We start from the raw sequence: 19422 nt of genomic DNA, 5'->3' as shown, positions 1-19422 counted from the left end.
CAGTCAGGTGAGTGTCTCAGCGAGCCAGGAGGGCGTCGTCGGGCGTGGGGGCTGAGCCGGAGCGATGGACGACGGTGGGGCCTGCCTGGCCGCTCAGGGCGCCGGGGGCGTTGGTGGGCTTGGTGCCGGTCTCGCCTGCCTTGAGCTCGGCCAGGGCCTCAGCGGTGACCAGAAGGTCAGTGGTGTCGATGATCTTGGCGTTGCCGGGGAGCTTGAGGGCGAAGGTGAGGGTGAAGGCGATGACATACAGGCCCGCGAGCCCGACGGCGACCCACAGGTAGCCCGAGGCGGTGGTCTCATCGCCCAGCAGGAGGGTGACGATGGCCGGGCCGACGAAGGCGCCCAGGCCTGCGCCGAGGTTGAGGATGGCCAGCGCGTTGCCGGTCTCGCCCTGGGCGTGGGCGGTGATCAGCGGCGTCGTCGGCACGAAGGCGGACAGGCCGATGCCGATGGCGGCGGTGCCCAGCGCGATGAGGAAGAAGCTCGGACCGGCGATGATGGGGATGAGGTACATGTAGACCAGCGAGGCGGCGCAGATGGGAGCAGCGGCCCACTGGATGGTGTTGCGCCAGCCGATCTTGTCTCCCATGACGCCCCAGAAGACGTCGCCGATGATGGCCACGAGGCCAAAGATCGAGAACTCCAGGATGGCCTGGGACTCGGGCATGCCGAAGACCTTGTGGAGGTAGACCACGTAGAAGGCCTGCATGCCGTACTGGCCGGAGAGGTTGATGACCTTGACGATCCCGCCGATGGAGACCTTGGGGTAGCGCCACAGCACCGTCACGGCGGAGGAGACCGAGGCGGCGATGGACTTGCCCTGGTTGAGGTCGGCAGAGGGGTGACGGGCGAGGAAGGCCATGCCGAGGCCGCCACCGACGGCGGCCAGGGCCCATCCGGCCCACAGGGTGGCGGTGTGGCCGATGGCGGGGACGAAGAAGCTGGACAGGTAGGAACCCAGCAGCTGCATGCCGAGCGAGAAGGCGAACCAGAACCAGCCCGAGGCAGAGGACTGGCGGGCGGCGGGGATGACCATCATGACCCAGGTGAGGAAGCCGTAGGCAAACATGGGGTAGCCGAAGCCGCGCAGGCCGTAGATGACCATGAGCAGGGGCAGGCTGTGGGAGGCGATGGCCACGGTGATGAACAGGGCATCGAAGATAAGGAAGGAGACCAGGCCGATTGCCATGACCTTGCGGCAGCCCAGGGCGTCGCACAGCGCGCCGGACAGGAACGCGGCGATCGCGACGACGACCCCGTAGGAGGTGACGATCATGGAGGCCTGGGAGACGGAGAATCCGACCTCGGGGGTGGACAGGTAGCTGGTGATCCACACGGCCTCGATACCGTCACCGATGACGAAGATGACGACGGCGAGGAAGCCGACGGCGAGGTCGGTGGGGAATCCGCTGCGTTGGATCGCGGCGACGATCTTGTTCGAGATGGGCATCGAGGCACCTTCCGGGACGACGTTGTCTGCGGGCGGGAGCGCGGGCGTGGTGCCCGGTTCCGGCTGCGCAAGAATCCTGACGCCTGGTTGTGCCCGCGTGGTGACCGGTGTGCCTGGTCTGGATGACCGTTGCGTGTGTGCTTGGAGTGGTGGTGAGGGTTGGAATCGTGCGACGAAAGTGGATGATGTGGGGCGAGTCATGGTGCCAGGTGACCGAAGTGGGTGTGAACGGTGACCGGTGTGGCGGGTGGGGCGGCTGCCTGGGAGGCTAGGGAGCTAGAGACTGCGCAGGGCGCAAGGCCTTGGCGGGGGGGGGGAGGGCGTTACCATGCTGTGTGTCTCCCTTGTCTGCGCCCTGAGTCTCCCCGGTTCGGTGTGGGCAGTCGTGATCGATGAGGATGGTTCCCCATGAGGCTTCCCAAGTCTGTTCTTGGTGTCCTTGCTGCGGGTGCGTTGTTGCTTGGTGGCGCGGTGCCTGCTGTGGCTGAGGACGCGGTTCCCGGTGACGGGCCGACGACGTCGGTGTCCGCCCCTGCTGATGAAGCGGGGGGTGCGGAATCTGATGCACAAGACTCAGACAACGCTGTAGTCGAGGAGCCTTCTTCTCAGGGCGCCGATGGTTCATTGCCTTCGCCGCTGAGCAAGGTCATGGTCGGCCGCTCAGAGGATCGTGCCGCGAATGTGGTGCAAGAGCCGGTCATTGAGGCCAAGCTGACAGCTGGCGGGAACACCCTTGTGGATCTTGGCGACTCCTCGACCACCGTGCAGTTGAACCGCGGTCAGTCCATAAACCTCGAGATCCATGCCGTATTCCCCGTGGCAACGGAGAAGCGTATCGATATCACGCTCAAGCCAGGAGTCCGCTATCGTGGCGACGCGTTCGCCCTCGATAAGACCCAGGGCTGGGTCCAGGAACTCAAAGACAACGGGCAGACTGTCCCGAGCAAGCAGGCTGATTCGGTGAAGAAGCCGACAACCATCTATGGCGCGAACATGAACGACGGCGTCCTGAGCTACGAGTTTCAGGACACCACGCAGGAAGTCACGTTCATGGTCCCCATCCAGCTGGTCTCACACCTCGACGGCGCCCTGACTGTCCCCGAGGGAGTAACGGTTGAGCAGTCCTACGTGGACGAGGCTGGCGCGCAGGCAAACGAGAAGCTCACGACCACAACGTCGCTGAAGAACCCGCGTGTTCTCAACACCATTGGGCGGAATGATGTCTGGAACAAAGTGAACGCTCAGGGAAATATCGAGGTTGGCCTCGATGACCCTCGCGGAACCACAGAGACTGTCAAATGGATCGCCAGCGCAAACGATCGCTCCCAGATTGTGGTCGATGATTATTTCTTCGCGCTTCTTGTTCCCGCGAAGGCTGAGTACCTGGGCTTGTATACGAAGCAAGGGGGAACCGATGTCTCCGATGCCGATCTGACAACCTTCAAGGCGGGGGAGCAGTTCACCAAGAGCGATGGAAGCACATACACCGTTCCGGAAGATAAGACGCTGTATGTGTGGCGCAAGGAGAATAAGCTCGTCACCTTCGAGAACGGGGACAATGCCTTCAATCCGATGTGGCGCTTCCCGGCTGCTAACTTCCCTGCAGGCACCATCGTGACGATCGAGCAGATCGATGTGGGCGTCAAGCTGCACAATCCCTACAGCGAGTCCTCCCACCTGCCCTACGACGCCAAGAAGCTCAGCTCGGTGAATTACGAGATCGTTGAGCCGACCGAGGACGTCTATGTCAACACGCAGATGTACCGGCCGAGCCGTGAGGCTGATTGGCCCCTGTGGGAGGGCTATATCGCCGACAACAACGTCTACATGGGCGCCCCCGGCTTCGAGCACACCCAGGAGCGCACCCTCGGATACTTCACCGTCGGAAACCGCGGCACTGGCAGCTCGCGGGCCAAGACGATCATCATCGACTACGACGTCAATAACACCGGCGTCGGCGGCGTAACGGCGCAGGCCCTGCCCTTCCTCTCGCGCGACTACGCCGGCGCGAAAGCCACCAAGGTCACCGACTTCAAGGTGACGCTGTGGGACTCGAACACGAATAGGACCAAGACCTATTCATATGACAACCCGCCTCAGCGGTTCCGCGTGCAGACGGTGCTCGGAGACGGCGCCCACGAGGGCGTGTATCTCAAGCACATCGAGTACAAGATCGACACGATTCCGGCTAAGACCTCGTTTGTCAGCTACAGGAGCCGCGCCGAGGCAAACGACGGCTCCGGCAAGGAAGACTTCAATCAACCCACTACCACGCTGCCGTATTTCGGTGTTGTGCGGAACAACACGGTCATCGAGAAGGGCAAGTGGGGAGACAATCCCACGTTGTTCAAGGCACGTATCCGCATTGAGAACACGGGTGATGAGGAGCCGGAGTTCAACCACCGTAACCAGGACATCTGGGACTGGGACGGCGACGGCGTCGCCGAGAACAACAAGTACGTGGGTCGTTCGAAGGACCATGTGACCATCGGCGATACCTTCACCGGATTCACCGGTAAGAGCTATATCGAGGGGCATAACTCGGGGAACTACGCGTGGCATGACGGTCTGATCGATCCGGTGATTGGCGAGCAGCAGGCTGATAGGTGGTTCAGCTACTTCCAGTCAGTCTGGAACGGATCCTCGACAGGCGCCCAGACGCTCAACGCGATCTACGTCATCAGCCCGTTCGGTTCGGATATGTCCTTCAGGCTGTACTCGCGCTCGGTCGGAGCCAAGCAAGCGTGGATGGAGAACAAGAACGGCATTGAGTACAGCGCTCAGGCTGACGTGTACGAGGTCGCACCTTCTGACAAACTCAAGGAGGCCTATCCCAAGGCCCGGGTGTACAAGCTCGACCTGACGAAGATCACCAACGAGAAAGATAAATACGAGATGCGCACGGGCGGTGCGCAGTTCTACTGGTATGAGGCGGCAAAGGCGGTCCCGTATACGACGAATATCGGGTACTGGGCTTACGACGGCGACATCGGCCTCAGGATCTCCTACACCTCTGACCCCACGAAGGATGAGGCACGCTACGTTGGCCCTCCGGGTGGCCTTTCCGCTGGATGGCGCGCCGACGAGGGCATCGTCTGGTACGAGTTCGACACGGACACGAAGGAAGAGCTCGTCCACGGTGGGGGCATGACCACCGACAGGTGGGACCTCAACGGCAACGGCTCGACCGACGACCTCTTCGGCCGTCCGGTCGGCGCTATCGAGCCCAAGTCGCCGACCGACGTCGTCGTGCAGTCGGCTGCGAAGATGGCGACCCAGCCCGATTCGCGCTATGTGACCTATGACGGGCGGAAGCGCACCGAGATCGGTGCGGAGTCCACGGTCGACTACCGCTTGATCGCCACCAACCCCACGCAGACGGCGGCGAACGGCCTCACGATCTACTGGCCGGTGCCGAAGGAGGGGCAGAACTGGGGTCAGGCGGTGCAGCCCACGAAGAAGGCCTTCGAGTTCACCATGAACCTGAACGGCGGAATCAAGAGCGAGCTCCCGGCTGGCTACACGGTCTCCTACGCGCGGGATGCCGAGCCCACGAGCCAGGCGCTCAAGTGGGGTGGTTTCGACTGGACGGACGAGGCCAATACGGCGTCCTGGACGGCAGAGGACTGGGCGAGGGTGAACTTCGTCCGGATCAGCTCCCCCGATGACGCTCAGATCCAGCCCAAGGAGGCGCAGACCTTCCTGTTCAACATGAAGGTCGGAGATGTCTCGCATGAGGTCGCGGAGACGAACCCCCTCGATGTCATGGCCCCTGCCTACCTGCGTGACCTCGGCTCCGGTAAGGGTTACCGCTATGGGCAGCCGGTCGCCATGCTCATCGAACCGGGCGTCATCACGGGCAAGGTCTGGTACGACATCGATAACGACAGCATCATCGACAAGGACGATGACGGTGAGGACCTCGAGCAGGCGATCCCCGACGCGGTGGCCGAGCTCAGGGATGAGCGCGGCGATCTGGTCGAGACGGTTCGTACCGGCGAGGACGGCACCTACAAGTTCCAGGGCCTTATCCCGGGCGACCGGGATCCCCTGGGCAAGAAATACACCGTGACGGTCTACAACCCCGCCCCGCCCAAGACCGATCAAGGCGAGGGCGCATCGAACCCGTACACGCGCTTCTCCCCGGTCACGGAGAAGGGCGATGTGAAGCTGACGGGGACTGCGGATGCGCAGAAGGCCGTGTCTGAGCCGGTGACCGCGAGCCTGGCGGGCAGAGTCGTGTTGAACGCCGGCCTGTCGCGTCCGCGCGCGGTTCAGGTTGAGAAGATCTGGGATGAGAACAACGGCGCCGGCGACCAGACCGCGACCACGGTGTCCGAGGTCAGCGTCAGGCTCCTGGCCAACGGCAAGGCGGCGAAGGACATCGACGGCAAGGCCGTGGGTAACCTGACGCTCAGCGCGGCCGGGACCTGGAAGGGCGTGTTCGAGAACCTTCCGATCAAGGACGCCGCCACGAACAAAGCGATCGAGTACACGGTCGAAGAGGCCTCGGTGCCAACGGGCTACAAGGCCACGGTGACCGGCAGCGACTCCGCCGGATACAAGATCACCAACAAGCGCTCGAAGGTCACGGTCAAGGTGACCAAGACCTGGAGCGACAACGAGAACCAGGACGGTAAGCGTCCGGACTCGGTGACGGTGCAGCTGAAGGCGAATGACACCGACGTCGCCGGGAAGACGCTCACGCTGAACGCGGGCAACAGCTGGAAGGGCGAGTTCGTCGGCCTGCTGAGCCACGACGATCAGGGCGAGATCTCCTACACGGTGGCCGAGACGAGCGTGCCCGAAGGGTACGAGGCCACCGTCACCGGTGATGCTGCCAGTGGGTTCACGGTGACGAACACCCTGGTGCGTGGTGTGGTGTCGTTGGTGAAGACCGACGCTGCTGGTGCGCCTCTGGTGGGTGCGGTCTTTGAGCTGCGCACCACTACCGGGCAGGTGTTGGACACCGTGACCAGTGGCGCGGACGGCCGGGTGGTGTTCGAGGGTGTTCCTGCTGGTTCCTACCGTGTGGTGGAGACCCAGGCGCCGGCGGGCTACGTCCTGTCTGGTTGGGCCAAGGCTGCTGTGATCGACCGGATGGGCGTGAGTGTGGATCTGGGTCGTGTGGTCAACACACCCGTCCCAGCCAAGCCTGTGGGGCCGGTGGCTTCGTTGGGCAAGCGTCTGCCGGTCACGGGTGTGGACGTGGCGGTCGGGGTGGTTGCTGTGGGCCTGGTGGGCCTGGGTGGCCTGCTGATCCGTCGCCGCCGCGCCTGAACCAACCAGCCCCGGGGGCCGGGCCGGTCAGAAACGGTCTGACCGGCCCGACCCAGACCGGGCCTGGTCTGGTTGTTGAGTCTGGTGGGTGTGCTGGCGCTGGTGAGCGTGCCAGCACGCCTGCTGGCCGGGTAGACGGTCCTTGTGACGGGGGTTGGTGATGTGCCGCGCCTGTGACTGGTGGGGTTGTCTGCCTGGTGGGCTGTGGGTGGGTGCCTGTGCCTCATCGAGGGTGCTTGCCTGCGGCTGTGATAGGGGAGAGGAGGGGGTGATGCCCAGGTGACTGGGTGTCACCCCCTCCTCATGCCTGCCCACCGCACCCTGGAACCGACTGTGTTGGGCCTGGACCGACGCACCGGGGCAGCGGCACCGCCGTCGTCTTAGGCGGGTCACAGTCGGTTCCCATGCCCACCGCACCCGAACCGACTGTCCAGGGCCTGAACCGACGCACCAAGGGAGGCCGGGGAGACCGCGGAGGAGCGGCGGCCCCGGACGCCAGCGGACAGGATGGCTCAGAGCCGGCTCCTAGACCCGCTCGATGGTTGCACCCAGGTCCGTCAGGCGCCGGGCCGTTGAGGCCCGCAGCTCGCGGCCGGTGATGACGCGCTCCAGGTGGCGCACATGACCAAAACGCGCAAAGGTGTGGTGGCCGAACTTGGCGTGCGAGCCCACAAAGATCGAGCGCTGCGCGGCTGCCAGCACTGCTTCCTTGACCTCGGCCACCGACGGGTTGGGAGTGGTCATCCACCCGTCCTCACCCACGCCGTTCGCCCCCACGATCGCCAGGTCCGGCTCCATGTCCCGCAGCATCGAGGTAGCCCACCGGTCCACGCTGGCCAGGGTGACCGGCCGCACCCGCCCGCCGATGACGATCACCGTGGTGCGTGGGCGCTCGGCCAGCTCGATCGCCGCGGGAAGCGAGGCCGTGATGATGGTCAGGTCCCGGTCGGTCGGCAGCGCACGCCCCACGAGCAGGGGGTGGTAGCCCTCGTCCAGGAAGATCGACTCGGCAGTCCCTAGATACTCCACCGCTGCCGCCGCAATCCGCTCCTTCTCATCGATGTGATGAGAGAAGCGGAACTCACGGCTGGACTCGAAGCTTCCCGAGTCCGCAGCCGTCACGGTGCCGTAGCTGCGCTGGATCCTCCCCGCCGCCTCCAATGCCCGCAGGTCGCGGCGGATGGTCTCCACGGAGACCCCGAAGCGCTCAGGCAGCTCCGCCACCTGCGTCACCCCGGTGGTGCGCAGGTAGGCGATGAGAGCGTCGCGGCGCTCCTTGGCGCCTGAGGCGGGCGGTCGAGGAACAGCCATGACTGCCAGGCTAGTGCGCGATGACCACACGCAGGTTGCGCGGCCCATGCACGCCGTTGACGCGCACAAGCTCAATGTCACTTGTGGCGGAGCCGCCGGCGATCCACGTCGTCGGACGCTCCGGGTGGCACCCGAGCACGTCGACCGCTTGAGGCACGGTCGGCATGATCGACTCACGCTCGATCACCACCACATGCGTGTCCGGCACCAGCGTGATCGCCCGGCGCCCCTGGTCACTCTCGCCGTCCAGGCAGATCGTGCCGGACATCGAGATCGAGACCCGCGAGCAGGTGACCACGGCGTCGATGGCGTCCAGCTCCAGGGTAGGAATCGGCGCCTCGCGCGAGTCCTCGCGCACGCTGCGCCCTCCCCGGGCGGCGGCCTCCTTGTAGGCCTGAGGCAGCCCCGAGGGCACCACCACGCTGCTCGCCCCAGCCTGGGTGAGGAAGCGGTCGATCTCCTCAGCAACGGCGTCGTCCGCAGCGGCCGTGACCACCTGGGCGGAGTAGTCCTCCAGCTTCTCGATCATGTCCGCCACCACCGGCTCGGAGCCGGGGGCGTGCTGGCCAACCCGGATGTAGTCACGCGGGATCTCCCGCACGGGGCGGCCAGCCTGGGAACGGGAGATCGCGTCACGCGCGCGGGCAAGGATCGCGGTCTTGGCATCCATCACTTGGCCTCCTTCGTGGCCGAATCCGCTTCGAGGGCAGCACGGGCCGCCGCCACGGTCTCAGGCGGCGTGACGCCGTCCGGGTGCGTGCGCTTCCACCACTGACGCAGGGACTCACGCGGCGCCACCGGGATGTCACGCGTGCGCGTCCACAGCGAGGCGGGGAAAGGCAGGGCCCCGATGGCCGCGTCCTTGCCCCCGAGCAGGCGCGAGGCCTTGACGGCGTAGGGGGCGCTCTTCCACAGGGCCGGGTTGGACATGACCGGCGTGGTCGCTGCCATTCCCAGGTCCCACATATCCGGCACCGCGCGGCGCTTGACGTCCACGCTGCGGGCACGCAGGTGGATGAGGATCGTGGGAATGTCGATCTTGACCGGGCACACGTCCGCGCAGGCCCCGCACAGCGAGGACGCGTAGGGCAGGGTGTGGACCGGGTCGTCGTCGGCCAGCCCCTGGGTCAGCTGCGGGGTGATGATGGCGCCGATCGGCCCGGGGTAGACCGAGCCGTAGGCGTGACCACCGGTGTGCTGGTAGACGGGGCAGATGTTCATGCACGAGCCGCAGCGGATGCAGGCCAGCGCCTGGCGGCCGATCGGGTCCGTCAGGGTCTTGGTGCGCCCGTTGTCCATGAGGATGAGGTGGAACTCCTGCGGGCCGTCGCCCGGGGTCACGCCCGTCCACATCGAGGTGTAAGGGTTCATCCGCTCGCCGGTGGCCGAGCGCGGCAGGAGCTGGGAGAAGATCTCAATGTCCTGGTAGCGCGGGACCAGCTTCTCAATCCCCATCAGGGTGATGAGTGTGTCCGGCAGGGTCAGGCACATGCGCCCGTTGCCCTCGGACTCGAAGACGGAGACCGTGCCCGTCTCCGCCACGCCCATGTTCGTGCCCGAGATGGCGACGGTGGAGTGCAGGAACTTCTTGCGCAAGTGCGCGCGTGCCGCCCCAGCCAGCTCCTCGGGGTTGTCGGACAGGTCGGCCGGGGCGTCCTCCATGCGGTCCAGGAAGATGCCGCGGACCTCCGCGCGGTTGCGGTGGATAGCGGGGACGACGATGTGGGAGGGCATGTCATCGGCCAGCTGGACGATGAGCTCGGCCAGGTCCGTCTCGTGGGCGGTGATGCCCTCGTCCTTGAGGTACTCGTTGAGGTTGGTCTCCTGCGTGGCCATGGACTTGACCTTGACGACGTCGTCACAGCCCTTGGCCTTGAGGATCGAGGCGATGATGCGGTTGGCCTCGGCGGCGTCGCGCGCCCAGTGGACGATGCCTCCGTGGGCGGTCACGTTGGCCTCGAACTGCTCCAGCAGCTCGGGCAGGCGCGAGGCGACCTCGAACTTGACCGCCTCGGCGGCCTCACGCAGCTGCTCCCAGTCCGGCATCTCCTCCACCCGCTGGCCGCGCTTGGCGCGGATCGTGCGGGTGGCGTGGCCGAGGTTGCGCCGCATTTGGGTGTTGGCCAGTGCGCGGTGGGCGCCCTCAGGGAAGGTATGGCCCCAGCGCAGGGCGTCCTGGGGCGTGGAGACGTTGGTGACCCAGCCGCCGGTGTGGGCCTGGCCCTGGGCCTGGATGGACGGCATTCCGAGGAAGACCTGAGACATTACAACTGCACCGCCTCGTTGGAGGGCTGGAAGGAGACATGACCGGTGAAGGGGGCGTCCTTGGTGGAGGCCAGGATCTCGGCCAGGTGCATGATCCGCACACCTGAGTTCTGGCGTGACAGCGCCCCGCCGATATTCATCAGGCACGAGTAGTCACCCGCGCACAGCACCTCGGCCCGGGTGGACATGATCGCGGTGGTCTTGTCCGCGAGCATGGCGGTGGAGGTGTCAGAGTTCTTCATCGAGAAGGTGCCGCCGAATCCGCAGCAGATCTCCGCGTCCGGCAGGTCCACCAGGGTCAGCCCTTCCACGGCCCGCAGCAGGCGGTAGGGGCGGTCGCCGACCTTGGCGATCCGCATGGAGTGGCAGGTGGGGTGGTAGGTCACCGTGTGCGGGAAGTAGGCGCCCACGTCCTCAAGCCCCAGGACGTCGATGAGCAGCTCGGACAGGTCGTAGGTGTGGGCGCCCACCGCCTCCACGCGGCGTGCCAGGGTGTGGTCCCCCACGTGCTCGGCCACGATCTTCTGCTCGTGACGCACCGCCCCGGTGCATGATCCAGATGGGACGACGACGGCGTCCCACTCCCCGTCCAGCACCGGTGAGAAGGTCTCGACGTGGTTACGCACGATCTTGGCGGCGTCAGAGAAGTAGCCGGTGTTGGCGTGCATCTGGCCGCAGCAGGTCTGGTTCTCAGGAAGCACCACCTCGTGCCCCAGACGCTCCAGCAGGGTGACGGTCGCCTGAGCGGCCTGAGGGAACATCGTGTCAGCCAGACACGTCGCGAACAGAGCGATGCGCACGGAACTTCCTCACCATCGTGGACAGAACGTCCCCAGGCTAGGAGCCTGCTCGGTCACGTCCAGGGGCCGCTAGGTCCCACGGGCCGACGTCGTCGCTCGCCTCCCAGCTCTCGCGCGGCAAAGTCTCTCCTCGCCTCGCCGCTGCGAGCCGGCCCCAGCAGGGGCGAGGACCGGAGGAAAGATCGACAATACGCAAGCCCAGACTGCGGTTATAACCCGGAAATACCGGCCTGTGCACCTGGCCTGGGTGCGCTGCCAGGAGCTCGTATGAGACGGCTGGCTCCGGCCGATCAGCCCACCATGAGCGGGCCGAGCAGGCCCTGGGAGGCCGCGAGCACGAGCAGGCCCAGCGTTACCACGAGGCTGAGGGAGTAAGGCGCCACCTTCTTGAGGATCTCGGCGTCCGTTCCCGGGGAGTCCACTGCCCCGGCCACGATGGCCAGGTTCTGCGGCGAGACGATCTTGCCCAGTCCTCCTCCGATCGTGTTGGCCGCCAGCAGGATCCGCGGGTCGATCCCGGCGCCGGCGGCCGCGGTGGACTGCAGGCCGGCGAACAGGGCTCCTGCCGAGGTCGCCGAGCCTGCCACGGCTGTGCCGATCCATCCCAGGAAGGGGGACAGGAAGGCGAAGGCGGCTCCTGTCTGGGCCAGGGCCGCCCCGATGGCGGTGGTCTGCCCGGAGAAGTTCATGACGTAGGCCAGCGCCATGACGGTGACGATGGTGAGGACGGACAGTCGCAAGGAGTAGATGGTGCGTGGCAGCACCATGAACATCTCACTCACGCTGGTGCCAAAGCGCCCCCCGGAGGAGACCCGGCCGTAGACCACGGCCACGATGGCCGCGGTGAGGAAGATCCAGGTCCCGGGGTTGGACAGGATCTGTAGGGTGTAGACCGGAGCACCTGAGGGCTGACCGGACTCAGTGAGCAGGTGGCCGTACAGACCGGGCCAGCCGATCGCGACATCGGCCGAGGACAGGGCGGCGGACAGATCGACCCCGGTCTTCCACAGCTTGGTCACGGCGATGATGACCACCACGAGCACGTAGGGCAGCAGCGCCAGGAGGATACGCGCGCGGTCAGGGCGGTCAGCGTCCTCCACGTGCGTGCGCAGGTCCTGCGGCGTCGTCGGGCTCCACACCCGCAGGAAGAGGTAGCAGGCTGCCAGCCCCAGCAGCGAGGCGACCACGGCGGTCAGCTCGTAGGAGACCGACGGGGTGACGAAGTGACCGAGCCCAGCCGCGCCACCGGCCACCAGCGCCAGCGGCCACAGCTGACGCAGGCCGCGCACGCCGTCGAGGATGAGCAGGACGAGGAAGGGGACGGCCAGCGCCAGCACCCAGCTGAGGTGGCCCGTATCCGTGGCCATCTCCACAGGGTCGACCCCGCCCAGCCGCGCTGCCGTGGTCACCGGGATGGCCATTGCGCCAAAGCCGACGTTGACGGAGTTGCCTACCACAGTGGCGGCGGCCGCACGCAGAGGACGCACCCCCAGGGTCAGCAGCATGGCCCCGGAGATCGCCACAGGAGCGCCGAATCCGGCCAGGCCCTCCAGCAGGCCGCAGAAGCAGAAGGCGACGATGAGCGCCTGGGCGCGCTGGTCGCCCTTGCCGATGGTGTTGAAGACGGCCTTGAGGTCTTGGCTGCGCCCCGAGGTCTCGGTGAGGTTGTAGAGCCACACGGCCGCCACGATGATGTAGATGATCGGTAGCAGGCCCATGGCTGCGCCCTGGCTGGCGGCCAACGCTGTCATGCCTACGGGCATGGAGAAGGCGGTGACGGCGATGACGCCGGCCACGGCCAGTGAGAGGAGCGCGCACCAGTGGGTGGCGACCTTGAAGACCCCCATGAGCACGAAGAAGACGAGCAGGGGTACCAGCCCCACCAGGGCGGTCAGTGCCACGGAGCCGCCCACGGCCGTGGTCGAGGGGGTGAAGGAGGCAGGGGCGATCATGGGGATCGCGGTGGCCAGGAGCGCGGTCATGAGCTTCTCCGGTCTCGGGGGGGCGGGCGTCGTTGCAGGCCCGGTGGACGCCCCCATCATGGCACCCCTGGCTGTTACCTCACGTCCTGGTCGGCCCAGTCAAAGGTGCGGGTGACCGCCTTCTTCCACAGCCGGTAGGTCCGGTCGCGCTCGGCCGGGTCCATGGACGGGCTCCAGCGCTTGCCCTCCTGCCAGTTGGCGACCACGTCCTCGATCCCGGACCAGAAGCCCACCGCGATGCCGGCGGCGTAGGCCGCGCCCAGCGCCGTCGTCTCGGCCACCACGGGGCGGATGACGTCGACCCCGGACAGGTCGGCCTGGAACTGCATGAGCAGGTCGTCGTGCGTCATGCCACCGTCGACCTTGAGGTCCTTCAGCGGCACCCCGGCGTCGGCGTTCATGGCGTCGAGCACCTCGGCGGACTGGAAGGCGGTGGACTCCTCTACCGCGCGCGCGATGTGGCCCTTGGTGACGTAGCGGGTCAGCCCCACGATTGCGCCGCGGGCGTCATCCTTCCAGTAGGGGGCGAACAGCCCGGAGAAGGCGGGCACAAAGTACACCCCGCCGTTGTCCTCCACGCTCGCCGCCAGCTCACCGATCTCGGAGGAGGAGGTGATGAGACCGAGGTTGTCACGCAGCCACTGCACGAGCGAGCCGGCCACGGCGATCGATCCCTCCAGGGCGTAGACCGGCTTAGAGTCGCCCAGCTGGTAGAGCACGGTGGTCAGCAGGCCTCCTTCAGAGAAGACCGGCTCCTCGCCGGTGTTCATGAGCATGAAGCAGCCGGTGCCGTAGGTGTTCTTGGCTGAGCCCTTCTCGAAGCAGGCCTGGCCGAAGGTCGCTGCCTGCTGGTCGCCCAGGATCCCGCAGATCGGGGTGTCCACGAGCAGCCCGTTCTTGCGGCCGTAGCCGTAGATCTCGGAGGAGGACTTGATCTGGGGCAGCATGGAGACCGGGATGCCGAAGTCGGCGCAGATGTCCTCGCGCCAGGTCAGCGTGCGCACGTCCATGAGCAGGGTGCGTGAGGCGTTGGTGACGTCGGTGGCGTGCACGCCACCGTTGACCCCGCCAGTGAGGTTCCACAGCACCCAGGTGTCCGGGGTGCCGAAGAGCAGCTGACCGGCCTCGGCCTTCTCGCGGGCGCCCTCGACGTTGTCCAGGATCCACTTGAGCTTGGTGGCCGAGGGGTAGGTGGAGATGTTCTCGCCGGTGATCTGGCGGTAGCGCTCGGTGCCCAGCGGGTGGCCGGCGGCAATCTCGTGGGCAATGTCCCCGGTGCGCACGTCCTGCCACACGATGGCGTTGTAGACCGGCTTGCCGGTGCTCTTGTCCCACACGATGGTGGTCTCACGCTGGTTCGTGATGCCGACGGCGGCCAGCTGGTGACGGTTGATCTGCGCCTTCTGCAGGGCCTCGGCCACCACAGCACGCACCGAGTCCCAGATCTCCATCGGATCGTGCTCCACCCAGCCGGGGCTGGGGAAGATCTGGCTGATCTCCTGCTGGCCGACCGAGACGATCTGCCCGCTGTGGTTGAAGATGATGGCGCGTGAGGAGGTGGTGCCCTGGTCAATGGCCAGGACGAACTTCTCCGGCTCGCTCATGATGAGGTCCTTTCACGTCGTTGTGAGGAAGATGGTAGGCGCGGCCCGGCCGCCTTAGATCGCCGTGGTCACGTGGGCGACGGCAGCCGCGTCCGTGGCCTCGGCCTCGGCGGCCAGGACCTGCTCCACGCGCGAGGCGTAGGCAGCCTTCTCCGCGGCGACGGCCTCCTCGTCCCAGCCCAGCAGCGGGGCCATGATCTCGGCCAGCTCGTCGGCGGCGGCCAGGCCGTGGTCGCGGCGCTCGATGTCCAGGCGCACGCGGCGCAGCAGGACGTCGTCCAGGTGGGCAGCGCCCTCGTGGGTGACCGCCCAGGCGACCTCGGCGCGCAGGAAGGCAGGCTGGATCTCCAGCGGCTCGCCCCAGCGCCCAGCCCGGCCCTCCTCGGAGTCGATCGCCTCCAGGATCTGGGGCAGCTCGTCTCCGTAGCGGTCGAGCAGGTGGGTCACTCGTGCCAGCGTCCAGCCGCGCTCGCGGGCGATCGTGCCGGCCTGCTTGGCCAGGCGGTGGTAGCCGGCGGCGCCGACCAGCGGCAGGGTCGCCGTCGTCGAGGGGTGGGCCTTGGCGCCGCCTTCTCCCAGGGCGTGGTCCACGGCGTCTTCAGCCATAACCCGGTAGGTGGTGAGCTTGCCTCCGGCGATCGCCGTCAGGCCGGGAGCAACACGGGTGACGGTGTGCTCGCGCGAGACCTTGGTGCTGGCGGCCTCGGCGCCCGGGCGCAGCTTGGGCTGGAGCAGGGGGCGCAGCCCGGCGTAGACGCCGATGATGTCCTCGCGGCGCACCGGCTTGGCCAGTACGGCGTTGGCGTGCTCGAGCACGTAGTCGATGTCCGCGCTCGTGGTCACGGGCTTGGACACGTCCTCGGTCCAGGGAGTGTCCGTGGTGCCGATCACCCAGTAGCGCGGCCAGGGGATGATGAACAGGACGGACTTCTCGGTGCGCACGAAGATGCCGGTCTCGGCGTCGATCGCCTCCTTGGGAACCACGATGTGGATGCCCTTGGAGGCCAGGACCTTCAGGCCCCCGGCGTCCGTGGCCAGGTCCTGGGTGTCCTCCGTCCACACGCCCGTGGCGTTGATGACCTGGGTGGCCTTGATCTCGTGGCGCTCGCCCGTCTCCAGGTCCGTGACCACCGCACCGTGCACCGCGCCGGCGTCGTCCTTGAGGAAACCGGTGACCTTGGTGCGGTTGGCGGCGTAGGCGCCCAGTCCCACCGCGGTGCGCACCAGGTCAATGACCAGGCGGGCATCATCAACGCGCGCGTCGTAGAAGCGGATGGCGCCGGCCATCTTGGACGGGTCAAGCGCGGGGGCCAGGGCCAGGGTGCCCTTGCGGCCCAGGTGCTTTTGAACGGGGACGGTCTGGTGCCCGTGGGCGCCGGCGATGGCCAGGGCGTCGTACATGCCGATGCCGACGGCGGAGTAGGAGCGCTCGATCTGGTTCTTCAGCGGCCACAGGAAGGGCTGGGCCTTGACCAGGTGCGGGGCGGTGGTCTCCAGGAGGCGCCCGCGCTCGGTCAGGGCCTCGTGGACCAGGGCGAAGTCGAGCTGGTAGAGGTAGCGCAGGCCTCCGTGGACCAGCTTGGAGGACCAGGAGGAGGTGCCGGAGGCCCAGTCGCCCATCTCGACCATGCCGGTGCGCAGCCCTCGGCTGGCGGCGTCGACGGCGATCCCGGCTCCGGTGACCCCGCCGCCCACGACGAGGACGTCCAGACCCTCGGGCTGGCTCATGGCGGCCAGGGCCTCGGTGCGCTGGGTGGTGGTCAGGGCGGTGGACTGGGTGGCGCTCATGATGCTCCTCGGGGTTGCGATCGACTGCGGAGGGCGCGACGGGTGTGCCCTCCGGCGGCGTCTGCACCGAGCATCCCGAGTTGGTGTGACAATGGGCAAGCCAGATGCACGAATGTGCACGATCGGTTTGCGGAGGTGGAAAATATGACCATCGCACCCAGGTCCCGGTCCGCCAGGAAGGCCGGTACGGCGCGCAGCGAGCCGGTTGGTGAGGCCCTCGGCCAGGCTGAGGGTGACGACGTCGCAGCCCCCTCGGCCCTGTCCGGCTCGCCTGACGCCCTGGTCACCTACGAGGCCGCCTCCATGTACTACGCCCAGGGCGAGACCATGGAGGTCATCGCCCGTCACCTCGGCGTCTCGCGCTCGACCGTCTCTCGCCTGCTGGCCCGTGCGCGGGCGCAGGGCATCGTGCGCATCGAGGTGGTCCAGCCCGGCGGGGCCGGCAGCCTGGAACGGGCCCTGCATGACGAGCTCGGGGTGCGCACCCAGATCGTTCCTGTACGCGAGGGGACCACGGAGATCCACCGCCTCCAGCAGGTGGCGGCTGTTGGAGCGGCGCGGATGCTGGACCTGGTCACCGAGCTCTCGCCCCTGCCCGCGCTCGCAGGGGCGGACCAGGCCGCAGGCGGTGCAGGAGCGGTGGGGGATGCAGGAGCCACAGGCGGTGCAGGGGCCGGCGCCGCGGGGCTGCCGGTGGGCGAGGCGGGACTCGTCGTCGGCGTGGCCTGGGGGACCACGATGAGCGAGGTGGCCGCGGCCCTGCCCGTGCGCCAGGTTCCGGGCCTGACCGTGGTCCAGCTCAACGGCGCCTCAGATCCGCTGCGCGAGGGACCCAGCGCCGCCGAGGTCCTCACCCGCATGGGACAGGTCCTTGGCGCCCGCACGATCTCCTTCCCCGTCCCTGCCTTCTTCGACCAGGTCGCCACGCGCCAGGCCATGTGGTCCGAGCGCTCGGTCAAGCGCGTCCTAGCCGTGGCCCGCAGCGCCCGGCTGGCGGTCTTCAGCGTCGGCTCGCTCGGGGCGGACGTGCCCTCCCAGGTCTACGCCGGAGGGCACCTGTCCCGCGCGGACATGACGGTGCTGCGGCGCGAGGAGGTGGTTGGCGACGTGTGTACGGTGCTCCTGCGAGCCGATGGCACCTGGGGTGACATCGACCTCAACGCGCGTGCCACCGGCCCCACACCGGTCCAGCTCTCCCGGATCCCGCGCAGACTGTGCATCGTGGCGGGCACCGGCAAGGCCCGGGCGACCCTGGCCGCGCTACGGGCGCGGGTCGCCACGGACCTCGTGATCGACGACGCCACGGCGCGTGCGGTCCTCGCGCTCGCCCACCGGAAGGAGACGCTATGAGCACGGCCCCCCACACCGCCCCAGGCAGCGAGCACCCCAGCGACCTTCCGGAAGACCGCTCCAGCGGTCGCCACCTCGTGCTGCGGCCGGCGCGTCCGGCGGACGCCCGCTCGATCGCGGAGCTCGTCCGCCCCTACGCCGAGCGTCGCATCCTGCTGGGCAAGGACCTCATCGCCTACTTCGAGGACATCCAGGAGTTCACCGTGGCGGAGAGCTCGGCCGCCGGCCCGGACGGCAAGGCCGTCAGCGGGATCATCGGCTGCGGTGCCCTGCACGTGATGTGGGATGACATCGCGGAGGTACGCACCCTGGCCGTGCGACGCGACCACCTCCACCGAGGGGTGGGCTCGGCGCTCCTGGGTGAGCTGGTTGACCGTGCCCACGCCCTCGGCCTCAAGCGGGTCTTCTGCCTCACCTTCGAGGTCGACTTCTTCACCGCCCACGGCTTCCACCCGATCGAGGGCACCCCGGTGGGCACGGACACCTTCAGCGAGATGGTCCGCTCTCACGACGACGGCGTGGCCGAGTTCCTCGACCTGGCGCGAGTCAAGCCCAACACCCTGGGCAACTCCCGCATGCTGCTGGAGCTGTGAGCGCCGCGCGCCAGGCGCAAGCCGGTCCCGACCCACGCGCCGTGGTCGACTGGTACCGCGCTCACGCCCGAGACCTGCCCTGGCGCCACAGTGGCACCAGTGCCTACGCGGTCCTGGTCTCAGAGGTCATGAGCCAGCAGACCCCGGTGTCCCGGGTGGTGCCGGCCTGGCAGGAGTGGATGCGCCGCTGGCCCGATGCCACCGCGCTCGCGGCGGCGCAGAGGGCTGAGGTGCTGCTCGTGTGGGGCCGCCTGGGCTATCCCCGGCGGGCCCTGAGGCTAGTGGAGGCGGCGCGCGCCGTCGTCGAGCGTCACGGTGGCGAGCTGCCCGCCGACCGTGACCAGCTCCTGGCGCTGCCGGGCGTCGGGGACTACACCGCCGGGGCGGTTCTCGCCTTCGCCTACGGGCGCCGCGCACTGACGCTGGACACCAACGTCCGGCGCGTCCTGGCCCGGGTGGTCGGCGGTCAGGCTCTGCCGGCCCCGAGCCTGACTCGCGCGGAGCGGGAGCGGGCCGAGGCCCTCCTGCCGCCCGAGGGCGGGCCGGTGGACCCGGCCCAGTGGTCCGTGGCGGTGATGGAGCTGGGCGCGCTCGTGTGCACGGCTCGTGACCCGCGCTGCCAGGAGTGCCCGTGGACGGCGCAGTGCCGGTGGGTCGCGCAGGGCAAGCCTGCGGACGAGCACGCCGGACGACGTCGCAGCCAGGCCTGGCACGGCACCGACCGCCAGGCCCGGGGCCTGGTCATGGCGCGCTTGCGCCTGGCGGGCCCGGACATCGCTGTTGCGCGCGCTGATCTCCTGGCTGAGGCCGCTCGTGCGGGCCAGGCCTCTGGCAGGCGCAGGCCCGTGGCGGCCGATCCCAAGCAGCCGGCGCGGGCCCTGGCGGGTCTCCTCGCGGACGGGCTCATCGCCACTGACGACGACGGCGCGAGCTTCCGTCTTCCCTGACGGAGCCGGGGAGCGGAGCGTGGGGAGCCGCCACGACCGTCGTGCGGCTCCC

12 protein-coding genes are annotated in these 19422 nt (G+C 67.7%); 4 read left to right on the top strand and 8 right to left on the bottom strand.

Features of this window, described 5'->3' with window-relative positions:
- Window positions 1-16: 16 nt before the first annotated feature.
- Entirely contained in the window at window positions 17-1450 is a 1434-nt protein-coding gene (locus tag CYJ26_RS06185) for an MFS transporter (protein WP_101638140.1), read from the bottom strand.
- 408 nt (window positions 1451-1858) lie between these two features.
- Between CYJ26_RS06185 and CYJ26_RS06180 the strand changes: the two genes are divergently transcribed.
- Window positions 1859-6730, top strand: a complete 4872-nt coding sequence (locus CYJ26_RS06180; protein WP_101638139.1) for a Cna B-type domain-containing protein — start codon at window positions 1859-1861, stop codon at window positions 6728-6730.
- A gap of 525 nt (window positions 6731-7255) precedes the next feature.
- Here CYJ26_RS06180 and CYJ26_RS06175 read toward each other — a convergent pair.
- The 7 genes from CYJ26_RS06175 to CYJ26_RS06145 all read right to left on the bottom strand — a co-directional run bounded on the left by CYJ26_RS06175 (window position 7256) and on the right by CYJ26_RS06145 (window position 16480).
- Entirely contained in the window at window positions 7256-8041 is a 786-nt protein-coding gene (locus tag CYJ26_RS06175; protein WP_006548285.1) for a DeoR/GlpR family DNA-binding transcription regulator, read from the bottom strand.
- Between the two features lie 10 nt (window positions 8042-8051).
- Entirely contained in the window at window positions 8052-8711 is a 660-nt protein-coding gene (locus CYJ26_RS06170) for a LutC/YkgG family protein (RefSeq protein WP_024035127.1), read from the bottom strand.
- Window positions 8711-10306, bottom strand: coding sequence for a LutB/LldF family L-lactate oxidation iron-sulfur protein (locus CYJ26_RS06165; protein ID WP_101638137.1), 1596 nt, complete (start codon window positions 10304-10306; stop codon window positions 8711-8713). The genes CYJ26_RS06170 and CYJ26_RS06165 overlap by 1 nt, the downstream gene beginning before the upstream one ends.
- Complete coding sequence (locus CYJ26_RS06160) at window positions 10306-11106, bottom strand: (Fe-S)-binding protein (protein ID WP_024035129.1); 801 nt, start codon at window positions 11104-11106, stop codon at window positions 10306-10308. Before CYJ26_RS06160 ends, CYJ26_RS06165 begins: the two co-directional genes overlap by 1 nt.
- Before the next feature lie 290 nt (window positions 11107-11396).
- Entirely contained in the window at window positions 11397-13088 is a 1692-nt protein-coding gene (locus tag CYJ26_RS06155; RefSeq protein WP_101638136.1) for an L-lactate permease, read from the bottom strand.
- 74 nt (window positions 13089-13162) lie between these two features.
- Window positions 13163-14692 carry a glycerol kinase GlpK gene (glpK, locus tag CYJ26_RS06150; protein WP_006548290.1) on the bottom strand — a complete coding sequence of 510 codons (1530 nt, stop codon included), beginning with the start codon at window positions 14690-14692 and terminating at the stop codon, window positions 13163-13165.
- A 54-nt stretch (window positions 14693-14746) separates the two neighbouring features.
- On the bottom strand, window positions 14747-16480 hold the full coding sequence (locus CYJ26_RS06145; protein WP_006548291.1) for a glycerol-3-phosphate dehydrogenase/oxidase: 1734 nt from the start codon (window positions 16478-16480) through the stop codon (window positions 14747-14749).
- Between the two features lie 144 nt (window positions 16481-16624).
- Here CYJ26_RS06145 and CYJ26_RS06140 point away from each other — a divergent pair, with 144 nt between their 5' ends.
- From CYJ26_RS06140 to CYJ26_RS06130, 3 genes are read left to right on the top strand one after another with little or no spacing between them, the layout of a single operon-like run.
- Window positions 16625-17830: a sugar-binding transcriptional regulator gene (locus CYJ26_RS06140; RefSeq protein WP_006548292.1), complete on the top strand. Its 1206-nt coding sequence runs from the start codon at window positions 16625-16627 to the stop codon at window positions 17828-17830.
- Window positions 17827-18423, top strand: coding sequence for an amino-acid N-acetyltransferase (locus tag CYJ26_RS06135; protein WP_006548293.1), 597 nt, complete (start codon window positions 17827-17829; stop codon window positions 18421-18423). Before CYJ26_RS06140 ends, CYJ26_RS06135 begins: the two co-directional genes overlap by 4 nt.
- Entirely contained in the window at window positions 18420-19370 is a 951-nt protein-coding gene (locus CYJ26_RS06130; protein ID WP_024036093.1) for an HhH-GPD family protein, read from the top strand. The genes CYJ26_RS06135 and CYJ26_RS06130 overlap by 4 nt, the downstream gene beginning before the upstream one ends.
- Window positions 19371-19422: the final 52 nt, after the last annotated feature.

This window comes from Actinomyces urogenitalis (assembly GCF_002861525.1).
Lineage (GTDB): Bacteria > Actinomycetota > Actinomycetes > Actinomycetales > Actinomycetaceae > Actinomyces > Actinomyces urogenitalis.
This window is presented reverse-complemented; position numbering and strand designations above follow the sequence as displayed.